The following is a 12,577-nucleotide window of genomic DNA, read 5'->3' as shown; positions in this document are numbered from 1 at the left end:
TAATGAATAATTTGATATTACTTATATTATTGCTTTTAGTACAGTTTTCATTTGGTTAGTCCATGAAAGGGAAGAAATTGAATTTCTGATTTCAGAGGGAGATAAAACTAATTTTTTATGGAAATCGATAATATTTAAAATGTTTATGTAGCTCTCGTCTGCCGGAACTTTCATAATATACGGCATATTCTCAAAATCATTATCGGTCTCAGAGTAAATGAATGACAACCCTCTGGCTGCATACTCTCGGTTTTTTAAAGTTTTTATGTGGGTAATACCACTTCTGTGTCTTGCCAGACTTCCTATTGCCATGTCTGCATGTTCAAATAGCTGGTCTAATTCATTACCGTATTTCGCACCATGGATGATAACGTATTTTTCTAAATGATTTTGTTGTATCAAAGGTAAAATTTCATTTCTTTCTCTGTCGCTAAAAAAATCACCGACAATATGAAAATATACTTTATATTCGGGAAATGTTTCGTAATAATGGGCAAGGCTTTTAATTAATCTGTCGAATCCATGCCAATAGTGAATTTCTGCAACTCCTATTAAATGGAGTTCTTTATTTGTATCGTTGATGGTTTGTTTTAGTTTTATTTGGCTGAAATCTATTCCATTTGAGATCTTTATAGTTTGAATTCCGAAAATTGAATTATAGTCTGAAAAAGTAATGATTCTATATAATTGCTTTGCAAGGAGATAGCGAAAACATTTATCGATCAAAATTTTCCGCTGTTTTAGCAAACCTGCATATTCTTGATCGTAAGGATATGTCGGAATTTCCATCAATATCTTTATCCCGGCTTTTCGTATTTTATATGCCATCCATAATGTAAAAGGATTCGCATTATGGTTAGAACGCATATAGACAAAATCAATATTTTCTTTTTGTATGTATTTTAAAATTGATGTATATTCTATTCTTTTTAATATTTTACTTTTTATTCCGTTTCCATAATCACACAAAATAGTCGAATCTATAAGCCTTTGCTTTTTATCATTGTCTTCTTGTAAATAACAGAGCCTGGTATCAATGCCACATATTTGTAAAGCGTTGACCTGATAATGGATTTTTTTGCTAATACCATTGGAGGGATTGAAACCGTGAAATATAAGGAATAGGGCTTTCATCTCTGTATTTTTGACTTGATAAAATTAATAATGTTGTAAGTACCGGTTGTTTGGATGTATATGGTAAATGAAATAATAAATAGTGTAGATTTTATTATTAAGCTTACGATTAATGAAAAATCTTTGGTTGCGTATTGTACTGGGAATAAAATCAGAATTAAGATAATTGATAATATCGCAGGAGAGCAAAGTTGCTTTAATAGATATTTTATATTACGTTTTAATGTAGATGTATACATTAAGATATAACATTGAAAAAAATTTATTGTAAATGTAAGGCAGATGCACCAAGCTACTGCTTCTAATTTTTTAAATAAGAATATGCCGATCAGAATTGCGGTTACATTTAATGTTGCGGAAAATAATCCGCAAATAAAAAGGTTTTTAGTATCGTTTGCTGCTTGGTATATGGAACCTGATGTCGACAGTATAATTTGTATACCAACAGATAACGATAGTATCTGGAATACAGCAATGGAAGGATACCATTGTTCGCCAAAAATAAGCAGGATAATTTCTTTTGCACAAAACCACAATAATACGGAGAGAGGAAATCCGATAAAAGCTAAGTAATGGATCACTTTTTCGTAAGAGACGGATAGTTTTTGTAAATCGTTCTGAAAGTTGGAGAAAATAGGGTGCATTACAGGTGATATAACATGGGTGATATTCTGAAGAGGTAACATCATTAATCGGTATGATTTTTCGTAATAGCCTAATGCTTGCATATCCATATATTTACCTATCAGTAATTTATCAAGGTTCCTGCTGAAATAATTAATTATATTGAACATGAACTGGTATGCTGAAAAACTGAAAATCTTTTTTATTGAAGCAATCCCTAAAGTTAGCCGTAATTGTAAGGGCTTTTTTCTGTATGAAATGAGGAATAGTAAAATACTGGAAAATATAGGGTTGATTATTAATGCATATAAACCTGCTCCTAATAAGGCTGCTGTGACGGCTGCAACTCCTCCTATTATTTGTATACAAAGACTTCTGTATGCAATGAACTTAAATTCTTTTTCTTTATATAATAAGGCATTAGGGACAATGTTTAGAGTTGCGAAAAAGAGATTTACGGTTAATAACTGACTAATGGTTAATAATATATTATCTTGATAGAACCAGGCAATAGGCCATGAACATAAAAAGAAAATTATTGATATACAGATACCAAGCCAAAATGTGAAAGAAAAGATATCGTTCAAATCTTCTCTACATAACTCTTTGTTTTGGATAATGGCCGGACTTATTCCTAAGTCACTGAAAATATTGAAAAATGAAATTATTACAGTTGCAATTGCTACGACACCGAATTTTTCAGGAGCTATTAAACGTGCTAAAATACCAGCAACTACCAGGGAAATAATAATACCCGAGTATTTAGAAATAGCTGTATAAAATACACCTGATAAAAGTTCTTTTTTAGTGTCTGTCATATTTATTATTCTGTTATTTCTAAAAAAACAGGTCCTTTATTTTGAGTTGTTTTTCTATTATGCCGACTTTTAGCAAAGACGAATATGCTTTTACATATGTATATTAGTGGCTTTAATGATTTATATTTTATCATGCAAGTTACTTCATCTATTATGAGATTAGCGTACGCCTTGACAAATGCTTTGGCTAATGTATTATTGATATTATTGAAGTCGACCAGAAAAGCAGAGGTGTATTTTAAATAAAATATTTCGTTTGGTTTTCTTTTTCTGTCTTCTCTGTCGTGTACTGCTATTAAATATGGGCAAACTCCTGATTTGTATCCATGGAAGTGAATTCGATGTAAGAAATTATTATCCTCACCATAATGATAAAAAACGGGAGAGAAACCTCCTGTATTCATTAGACATTCTTTCGAAATCAGCCAATGAGCAGCCATAACAAAATCAACTTCGTATACTTCTTTACATTTCTGCAAATAAATATCAGATAAAATGTTGTCTTTATTTTTCCCAATTGATAGTGCAGCGAAATAATCGTCTAATTTATCTTTCGGTGCATTTAACTGCATTGGGCTTAATACACCGTATTGAGTATTTGATTTTTGAATTTTAATCAATGTATCGAAAGTATCAGGTTCTACCCAAGCATCTTGATTTAAAAGGTAAACATAATCGGCTTGATGCCTGAGTGCATATCCAATACCTATATTATTGGCTTTTCCAAAACCTAGATTTTTATGATATTCAAATAGTATGACTGAAGGATAATCTGCTTTTATGATTTGAACCGTATTATCACTGGAGTTGTTATCAACAACTAGTATTGTTGATGTAATGGTTGATTCATATATACTATTAAGACATTTATGAATCCATTTAGCTCCGTTATAAGTTACAATTATTACATATAAATTATCCATGTACTTTGATCCATTCTTGTTTATTTGTATCATAATGTTTTATAACTTTTGCCGGATTACCAACTGCTATGGAATAATCAGGAACGGATTCTGTAACAACACTTCCTCCACCTATGACAGTGTGCTTTCCTATATGAACACCTGCTGTTATTATACTGTTTGCACCGATCCAAGAGCCATCGCCAATATATATGGGAGCTACGGTAACACCTTGCTTTCGGATTGGTGTTTTTATGTCTTGATAATTATGGTTAAGACCGGACAGGACAATATTTTGTCCTAATATTACATCATTTCCGATATTTACAGGACCAATGATCGTGTTCCGTAAACCAATGAGTGTGTTCTTGCCTATGTGTACGGCACCCACCCCGTTATCTATAACGGAATAATTTTCTATCAGACTGTTATCACCCAAAGAAAAATGATTAATAGGACTGATATTCATAATAGCAGACCTCCTGATTTTAGAGCGTTTGCCATACTTAAATAAAAATGGATTGAGTAGTTTTACCCATCTTCTGGGACAAGAACCCCTTTGGTTCATTATTAGAAAATGAACGAGCCCTTTTAATTGGGGATTTTTGTTGACTTTTTGTTTCAGAAATTCTCGATCCATTTGATTAAATTATTTGATTGTATAGAGATATAAGGCTTTCTGCGGTGTTTTTCCAGGAAAATTTCTTTACCCGATGTAATCCATATTGCACTTGTTCTTCGTAATAGATAGTGTTGTTTTCTAATTCTAACAACTTCTGGGCTATTTCATTTTCGTCATAAGGATTTACTAAAATACCTTCAGACCCTGCAATCTCAGGCATAGCAGAAGTATTGCCTGCAATAACTGGAGTACCGCAAGCCATAGCCTCCAACATCGGTATACCAAAACTTTCTCTTAAAGATGTGTATAAGAAGGCAAATGCTCCGCTATATAAATAGGGGAGATCTGTATTTGGTATGTATCCGGGACAGGAAAGGTAAGGCTTTATATTTTCTATGTTTAACTCTTCTAAAATCAGATTAAGAACATCTTCTTTTAAGTCTGCGATTAATAGCGGGCGTTTTACTTTTGATTTTTTTAAATATATGCTATATGCTTGCAAAGTACGCTGTACATTTTTCTTGGGATCAGTATTTCCTAAGAAAAAAATATAATTATCAGCAGTGATATATTTTTGTGCAATAGGTTTAGGTGAAGCAATTGGATAAAAATGCTGGTTGTATCCATTATAGATTGACATGATTTTTTCATCGGGAAGATGAAGTGCTTCTTGTATTCGGTCACATTCAAAATGAGATACTGTGATGATTTTCTTACATTTAGAAAGAATGCGCGGTACGACTATTCTACGATAATGCCATCCCATATTTTGGTACCAAGATCTGCTTTTGCTTTGACGGGGCTCTAAAAAGATAATGTCGTGTAAAGTTAATATTAGTGGTACGGGTGAATAAATAGGTGCAGTGTTGCTTGTACAATGTAGGATATCCGGTTTTATTTTAGCTACAGCCAATGGAAGCGCAACCTGTTCCCAAAGTGGGTAGGAGGGACATTTCACTTCAATAATATGTACATTGTTTGTTTCTTGCAGACAATGGTCTTCTCCCGGCCTTACGAAAATATAATATTCATTTTCATGATCTATTTTTTGTAGCTCTTTTATGCTTTCCAAAGCTACAAAATCCATACCATGTTTGTTTGTCCTAAAAATACGTTGTGCTTCAATGGCTATTTTCATTTGAATTGGAATGTTTTGTATGCATGTGTTTGTTTTTCCCTCCCTTTAACCGGAAGAGATTCAGGAACATTAAAATGAAAAGAAAAGGTAAACAGAGAATTGCTTTTTTTAATTTTCTATCAACTAAATAGTCTGGAATTGCTATGCTTAAAGTAATGCCTAGTAAGACCAATAATCCCCACCATTTAAGAGCTAGCGTGAAGTTAACGATAGTAAGAAAAACTGCCAGTAACGTGATAAACCCTAGCAATAAAATACGGGGAGGCATCATCCATTGGAATATTTTGTCACAATAATCCCAATAGCCTTTAAATATAGCAGAGGGTAATTCCGTCAGTCCTGAAAATAAATTACTGAATTGAGTAGAAAGCCAACGCTGGCGTTGATTATAAAATTCTTTATTTTTCCGGACTTTTTCGTCAAATGTGTATACGTTTTCTAAATATTCAATATATATATTCTGGAGAAGTAGTCGACGTTCCATATATTTATCTTCTCCGATATCATTGATGTTTTGTATGATATCTTTGAAAATGTCATATTCGAAAGCCATGCCGGAACCACTGAGACCCGAAGAAAACCCTAAGCGGGTATGTCCTTTTCGGAAAATAGAGTTGTTAATTTCTTCACTGACAGCATCAAGAACTGCAGTGTTGGTATCCCTGTTTTTGGCAATTCTGTGAGTTTGAATTGCTGAACAACCACAATAAAACGCATCATTTATTTTGTCTAAATAATCGGGCTTGACAACATTGTCAGCATCTAATATAACAATATTATCGTAATATAATGATTGAGATTCCATATACTTAACAGCCTCTCGCAATGCACGGACTTTGAAACTTTTTTGTTCGTTCATTTTGATGACTTTGACGTTTAGGTTTTGTAATTGCAGATTTGTTTGATCACTCATCATGTTTGAAATTACAATTATCTCATAAAGATCACGCGGATAGTCTTGGTTTAAAAAAGAACGAACAGAATCAATAATTACTTCATCTTCCATATAGGCCGGGAATAATATGGCATAACGATATTTTTTAGAAGCTTTAGGAAAAGTATACGGAGCTTTTCTTGTTGAATTGAATGCAAAAACAAATAGATATAAAACGAAAATAAAGAAAAACAAAAATATGATTGCATCAACTAATTGAAAAATATATTCTTGTTTTTCAAGCCAATTATGTCCTATATTGAAAATTTGTTCTACCATAGTTTTATTTACTTGTATTTATCGTAGACGATGAACAATTTATTTCGTTATCAAAATATTTAGCATTTAGTACAATAGTTAAACCCATAAAAGCAATTATCATAGTGGGAAATTGTCCCCAAAAAGAATTGCCGTAAGCACTAATGAACATGCCAAATATACCACACAGCCATCCTGTCAATTGTCCTTTTAATTCAGGATCTCGTATTTTATAGGCTAAAATCCAGGCGCCTCTTCCTATGCTGATAAAAATCATGCCAAGATAAATAACTAATCCAACGACACCTGTTTCTACCCATATTTTTACATACCATGAATCTGTAGGGATAGAAGTTGTAAATCTGCGGGAGATTTTCCAACCTAGTCCGTCTCCGGATAATCCCAGTCCTTCACCAAATGGTTTATGTTTAAGATATGTACCCAATTTGCGCTGATTCTCTTTACGTACATTGAATGAGGCATCTTTTGTCGGGGTAAATGCTGTACGCATACGCCGGATCATAGTGTTGCCCTGGCCAATTGTAGTGAAAGCAAAGAATATATAAATAAAAACCAACGTGCTACCACTTGTTATAATGGCTTTTGCATTTTTACTAATCAGGATAAAAAGAGCTAATCCTGCAATGGGGACAATCATCGCACCTCTGGTTCCGCTCAAAAACATGGCATATATCGCTAATATTGAAACGATCAAATAATATATTTTCAGCCATTTTGTTCGTATGTAAAAAGCTGATATACCAAAAAGTATCCCGGCGCATCCCATGTTTGCACCAAAGTTACTAGCGTCAGTGAAAAATGAAAAATAACGGGTTCCTGTGCTGAGTAAATGGGTTGTATCATCAATTAGCCAGATACGTTCATAAAGATCAAATCCTATAAATTTTTGAATTATAGCTTTTATAACTGCAATAATAGTAAAAAGGGAGAAGATAATTAATAATGCTTGAATGGTTTTATAACGCGTACATAACAGAGATGTCAAAACCGAGATTATGAGACCATTAATTATCAGATTCCGGGATAAAAGCCACCCCTGGAATACAGCAGAAGGATTTACTAATTCAAGAATACAATAAACCACCCAGATGAAAGAACTAATAGTTAATATATTAATAGCTCTTTTCCATTCTATATCATGTAAAAGGGTGCTATGCATAAATATCAGAATTATAGCAAGCGCATATAATATATCCATCAGCACACTTATTCCTTCTATATTAACATATCGGGTAATACCCATTATAAAATAGTTAACGGTAAAAATAACGAACAGAAGTACTGTCGGAATTTGTAGTATGTATATACTTAATATACATATTAATGGAATAGCTGCAATTGTAATGCCAAGTCCTAAATTGTTGAATATTAAAGCCACGCCAATTCCTCCCAACCCTATTGCGAATAGAATATACAACAGATTGATGGGAATTTGATTCCTGATATATGTATTATCACATGGCTTCATGTAAAGTTATTTTTTTATGGCAGAATCTTTTGCTGTAAGTCCCATATACATCATTCTGTTGGCAATGGATCTCATAGAACTGACCGGGGGAAGCTGTCCGAAGAAATCTTCTACCGCTTCACGTGAGGCATTATTCAGATAAATATATAATGGTACATCTTTTATTATGCCTTTCAGGTGGTTCACATATTCATCATCACTATATTTCCAAACTCTACGTGCGTTGGCAACTAAAATAGTTACATCGGATTTTTCTAAGAGGACAACAGGCAAACTCTCTTTTTGGACTGCCGGATATTCCAATAAAAGAATGTCTGGCTTTTTATGGGTTTTGTAGAGTATATTAAATTCACTTGCCGTAATAAAAGATGCAGTAATTGGAAAATCTTTTCCTGCTACAAGATAGAGTACTTCCAAACCCTGTTCTTCCCATTGGGATTTTATATATTTGGCTATAAAACTTTTTCCTTCCTTTGGTTCAATACTAAGAAGATTAATAACGAGGGTTTTGTCTTTTCTTAAATATTGATTCAAACGATTACAAAGATATGATGCAGAAATACGATTGCACATTTTTATAAAACCTCTATATCGTAATTGGGCATTTCCTGTAAAAGCCCCTAATATAGGAAGATGGGTAAGGCGACGGGTACGTTCTGCATCCCGGAGCGTGCGATCTAGAAGCTCAACAACTAAATTGAACCCGATAATAAATATCATGGAAGTAAGGAATGCAGCTATAATAAGTAGCATTCGTTTACTTTTATCACTTGTTAATGGAAAAACAGGTTCTGTAATAGTATTCAGATTTGAACTAGTCAATAACAAGTCTTTTTGTTTCATTTTTGCCATATTCAAAGCATGTAATACCTCTTGATAAGATGCTTCAACTAATTTAATTTCCCTTTCTTGCCGGTTAATTTGTGTTCCTACAGGAGAGTAGGTCTGATATTGCTCCTTAAATTCTTGTTTGCGTTCGTCCAATATTTTTAGATCAGCCTGAGCTTTGGCACGAATCAGTGTTTGTTGCAGCCATTCATTAACGAGATTGTCAATGGCAACACCTTCTTTGCTTTCTTTGTAACTGTTTATCTGATTTGTCAATACGGCAATCTTTTGTTCTGCATTTTTTAGTTCTTCTTTATATCTTTTTAAATCGTCGTCGGCATCTTGTTTATCTTCAGATGTGAAAATTTCTATTTCAGTTATCTTCCCGTTGATGGTGGAAATTTGTTCAAGTGTTTTTATAAAGTCATCATTAACAGAAACAAGCTTTGTTCTTATATCCATGTATTGATTTAGCTCTTCTAGTATTTTAGTCGCACTTTCGTATGCCCTTTTTGTTTCTTCATAACGGTTTTCGTAATCTGTAAATGAAATGGCAATGGCTTTTGTTTGTTCCAAATAATTGATGACACTATTTTCTATATTGTATTGAGTAAGTTTGTCTTCCAGGTTCGTTAATTGAGTTCTTAATCTTTTTAATTCATCTTCGTAATACTTTACAATATCGTTCACTGTTTTATAACGTAGAGCACTGTAAGAATTACGTAATTCCTCACTTGTTAGTTTAACCGTACTTAATGCAATACCTGGGTCTGGAGATTGATAGGAAATATTAATCAAATCACTATTTCCCATACGTACAATTGAAATTTTAGACAGTGCATCACTGCTGTAAAAAGGATTATTCCCATTGAATAGTATATAAAAAAATCCCCGGGGATCGTCTTCTTTATATTGATTGAAATTTGCGACAGTTTTTTCGAAAGAATTTTTATCTACTAACTTTATTATTTCTTTGGGAGTAATAGCAAGTAATTCTTTGTAATTCTTTGCTGTGATATAGATATTGTCCTCCAAAGGGTTTCCCTGAATTAAATCTATGGCTACTAATTTCAATGATACTTTTTCTTGTGAACCTTTGGATTTAGTTAAGTTCACAATGTTGTCGAATGTGTTATTGATAGATTGCCAATCAGGCCTGGACTCATCACTTAATCCGGACTGCGAAGTGATACCGGTATAAATGCTGGTACTCACAGTATAAGTCTTTCCTAAAAATTGTGAAAAATAGATCACAAGGGCTGTAATAATGGATGTCCCGAATATTAACTGGTATCGGATTCTATATAAAAAACGTGATATATAGAGTGTTATATCCATTACCTGTTGATGATTTTGACATTTGTGAGCATCTCTAATAAAGTAACAGCATTATGCAATGTGGCTCTGCCTTCCTGGTAGGTAATAACAGCGTTAGATCGGCGGCTTCTTTCCATAGACAATGCAATGATGTCAATTTTTCCATTGATAAAGTCTTGTTCGGATATTTTCATCTGAGCGTTATATAAAGCTGCAGCATCAGATTTAGCTTTTAATGTAGCTAATTCTTGTAAAACATTATTGTATGCTTCAAGTATTTTGAGCTTACGTTCTTCAATTGATATTTCATATTCATAATCCAACTGGCGGAGTTTTGCCCTTGTAGCTCTTGTTTTTTGTTTTTGCCCAAATAAATTACCGAACGGTATGCTTACTGAAATACCTCCGTTATAGGTATGTTGGTTGTTTCCTATACTGGTTAGAAAAGGATTTTCATCTGTTGTCGATGTCGTGGAAAGTGAAACAATGCTGCCATATTGATATTGTCCATATATACGGAAATAGTTAAGCCATTCTCTTTTAGTTACTTTCATCTCTGCATCAGCTTCTTCACGTTTTGCTTCGAATATTTTAATAGAAGGGTGATCATAAACTGATTGTAAAAATACAGACAATGAAGGTAACTGTATGCGTTCGTAATCATCCAGCATAGCTTGGATAGAGTCGCTTCCCGAACGAACTCTTACTTCTGTTGCCTTATCGAAATAAGTTTTTTTCTGCTTTTGGGCAAAAACTAAAACAGGAGTGAATAGTATAATTATGACTAGAAATTTTTTCATAGACCAATGTATTATATAATTTATCTTATACATTCTCCTTTTGGATGAATGCCGTAAATGTCTTGAAAATAATTGTCATATCCAAAATGAAAGAGAACGATTTGGCATATTTTATATCTAATTGTTTCCTTTCTTCTGCAGACATTTTTCCGGCATCTCCACGTTTCTCTACTTGCCACAATCCGGTTAATCCGGCCGGAGCCATGAATCTCTGTATGTATTCGTCACTAGTAAGTAATTCGGCTTCGTATAAAGGTAGCGGACGATTCCCTACAACTGACATATCACCTTTTAATATATTAAATAATTGGGGCAATTCGTCAATGCTATACTTACGTATAAATTTACCTACATGAGTTATTCGCGGATCGTTTTCCAATTTGAAAAAAGTGTTGGAACGCTCTGTCTGTTTCGTTTTTAAATATTCGTTTTCTGATGTTTTTTGATTGTCCGAAAACAGAACAACTTGGCTTTGGTCATATTCTGATACAGATATAGTGTCGTTTTTTTTATTCATTGAAGCGCAACCTGTATCATCTTCGGCCATATACTGATTCAACCGTTTATATTCGGCCAGTCGTCTGTCGGCGTCGGCATACATGGAGCGGAATTTGTAAAAATAAAATATCTTATAATTACTGCCTACACGCTTGGCTTTATAGATAACCTGTCCTTTGCTTTCCAAACGGATAGCCAATGCTGTGGCAAGAAGAACCGGGGATAGTAATAATATAGCCGATAAAGATGATATAATGTCAAAAAAACGTTTCCATGGAGGCATTTTGAATGTGCTTAAATCACATTCCGCAAGAGTGTCATTTGTCTGGGTTTTGTTGTGATAGGTTATGGCAAATGATATCATTTTGTTTATTTCTTCCTTTGTAATATTTTGAGAAATAATACAATCTATACCCGCTTTCAAATAAGGTAGTTTTTCTTCTTTTGGTAAGGGAGAACTTACCAGAATAATATAAATATTGGGATATAATTGTACTAACTGTTTGATTATATGGACATCCGTACTTGTGTGTTTTCTTTCAAAAAATATACAACATTCAATCTCATTGCTTTTCTGATTGCTTGTTTGAGAAAGCAAGTTATTTACCCGCAGACTATTTGAGCAAATGGAGATATCCTTGTTTATTGCTTTTTTTAAATGTTCTGCAATTTGTATATTATTTCCGAAAAAGACGTAATGCATCTCTATCTAAGGATTCTTTTTATTCTAACTCGTAATTCTTCCGGGTTAAATGGCTTTAAAATAAAGTCTTCAGCGCCTTCTTCAAATAAACGTATTCTGTTTGCACTGCTTTCAACAGAGGATAGAATTAATACTGGAATGTCTTTAAACATTTCATTAGACTTTAAATATATCAAAAAGTCTTCACCTGTCATCTCCGGCATATTCAGATCGGAAATGATTGTATCTGGAATATTTCCCTCTTTCAACCATGCAATTGCTTTGATCGGATTTTCAACATATTTTACTTCGTAAAGAGATAAGTAAAGCATGATGATCTTCGCAATCTCTGGTTTGTCATCAACTAAAAGAATCGATTTTTTCATACAACAATACCAAAGTACCCGTTTTTACATCTTTAAATGTCATACTGCAAAAGTAAAGCAATTATTTTAGAAAAACTATATAATTCATTACTTTTTTAGTCCCATATGAGACTGGATAATAAAAATGGGATATATAAAAAATAATTA

The 12,577-nt window shown here is 33.3% G+C and carries 10 protein-coding genes and 1 pseudogene; all 11 read right to left on the bottom strand.

Annotation, left to right across the window (positions count from 1 at the left end):
- Positions 1-21 precede the first annotated feature (21 nt).
- A complete protein-coding gene (locus ACYIB7_RS08575; protein ID WP_103984191.1) occupies positions 22-1,134 on the bottom strand; it encodes a glycosyltransferase family protein in 1,113 nt (370 codons plus the stop codon).
- Positions 1,131-2,576: a lipopolysaccharide biosynthesis protein gene (locus ACYIB7_RS08570; protein WP_480336776.1), complete on the bottom strand. Its 1,446-nt coding sequence runs from the start codon at positions 2,574-2,576 to the stop codon at positions 1,131-1,133. Before ACYIB7_RS08570 ends, ACYIB7_RS08575 begins: the two co-directional genes overlap by 4 nt.
- A gap of 5 nt (positions 2,577-2,581) precedes the next feature.
- The gene (locus ACYIB7_RS08565) at positions 2,582-3,532 is read right to left on the bottom strand and encodes a glycosyltransferase family 2 protein (protein WP_480336775.1); all 951 of its coding nucleotides are present in this window, start codon (positions 3,530-3,532) and stop codon (positions 2,582-2,584) included.
- On the bottom strand, positions 3,492-4,118 hold the full coding sequence (locus ACYIB7_RS08560) for an acyltransferase (protein ID WP_103984194.1): 627 nt from the start codon (positions 4,116-4,118) through the stop codon (positions 3,492-3,494). Before ACYIB7_RS08560 ends, ACYIB7_RS08565 begins: the two co-directional genes overlap by 41 nt.
- A 4-nt stretch (positions 4,119-4,122) precedes the next feature.
- A complete protein-coding gene (locus ACYIB7_RS08555) occupies positions 4,123-5,238 on the bottom strand; it encodes a glycosyltransferase family 4 protein (RefSeq protein ID WP_480336773.1) in 1,116 nt (371 codons plus the stop codon).
- Positions 5,222-6,451 carry a glycosyltransferase family 2 protein gene (locus tag ACYIB7_RS08550; RefSeq protein WP_103984196.1) on the bottom strand — a complete coding sequence of 410 codons (1,230 nt, stop codon included), beginning with the start codon at positions 6,449-6,451 and terminating at the stop codon, positions 5,222-5,224. The genes ACYIB7_RS08555 and ACYIB7_RS08550 overlap by 17 nt, the downstream gene beginning before the upstream one ends.
- Positions 6,452-6,455: 4 nt before the next feature.
- The gene (locus ACYIB7_RS08545; protein WP_103984197.1) at positions 6,456-7,919 is read right to left on the bottom strand and encodes an O-antigen ligase family protein; all 1,464 of its coding nucleotides are present in this window, start codon (positions 7,917-7,919) and stop codon (positions 6,456-6,458) included.
- A 6-nt stretch (positions 7,920-7,925) separates the two neighbouring features.
- The gene (locus ACYIB7_RS08540) at positions 7,926-9,962 is read right to left on the bottom strand and encodes a GumC family protein (RefSeq protein ID WP_480336771.1); all 2,037 of its coding nucleotides are present in this window, start codon (positions 9,960-9,962) and stop codon (positions 7,926-7,928) included.
- A gap of 122 nt (positions 9,963-10,084) precedes the next feature.
- A complete protein-coding gene (locus ACYIB7_RS08535) occupies positions 10,085-10,864 on the bottom strand; it encodes a TolC family protein (protein ID WP_103984214.1) in 780 nt (259 codons plus the stop codon).
- Between the two features lie 25 nt (positions 10,865-10,889).
- Positions 10,890-11,645 (bottom strand): annotated as a pseudogene (locus ACYIB7_RS08530) (sugar transferase); the annotation flags it as partial.
- 422 nt (positions 11,646-12,067) lie between these two features.
- A complete protein-coding gene (locus tag ACYIB7_RS08525; protein ID WP_099465335.1) occupies positions 12,068-12,430 on the bottom strand; it encodes a response regulator in 363 nt (120 codons plus the stop codon).
- Positions 12,431-12,577: the final 147 nt, after the last annotated feature.

Source organism: Parabacteroides sp. KHUB-03, assembly GCF_056640975.1.
Note: the sequence above shows the minus strand (reverse complement) of the source record. Positions and strands in the feature narration are given on the sequence as shown.

Excerpts from the sequence above, each read along its gene's own strand:
- ACYIB7_RS08560 (WP_103984194.1), bottom strand. The coding sequence starts at position 4,118 with ATGGATCGAGAATTTCTGAAACAAAAAGTCAACAAAAATCCCCAATTA.
- ACYIB7_RS08570 (WP_480336776.1), bottom strand. The coding sequence starts at position 2,576 with ATGACAGACACTAAAAAAGAACTTTTATCAGGTGTATTTTATACAGCT.
- ACYIB7_RS08535 (WP_103984214.1), bottom strand. The coding sequence starts at position 10,864 with ATGAAAAAATTTCTAGTCATAATTATACTATTCACTCCTGTTTTAGTT.
- ACYIB7_RS08550 (WP_103984196.1), bottom strand. The coding sequence starts at position 6,451 with ATGGTAGAACAAATTTTCAATATAGGACATAATTGGCTTGAAAAACAA.
- ACYIB7_RS08565 (WP_480336775.1), bottom strand. The coding sequence starts at position 3,532 with ATGATACAAATAAACAAGAATGGATCAAAGTACATGGATAATTTATAT.
- ACYIB7_RS08555 (WP_480336773.1), bottom strand. The coding sequence starts at position 5,238 with ATGAAAATAGCCATTGAAGCACAACGTATTTTTAGGACAAACAAACAT.
- ACYIB7_RS08545 (WP_103984197.1), bottom strand. The coding sequence starts at position 7,919 with ATGAAGCCATGTGATAATACATATATCAGGAATCAAATTCCCATCAAT.
- ACYIB7_RS08575 (WP_103984191.1), bottom strand. The coding sequence starts at position 1,134 with ATGAAAGCCCTATTCCTTATATTTCACGGTTTCAATCCCTCCAATGGT.
- ACYIB7_RS08525 (WP_099465335.1), bottom strand. The coding sequence starts at position 12,430 with ATGAAAAAATCGATTCTTTTAGTTGATGACAAACCAGAGATTGCGAAG.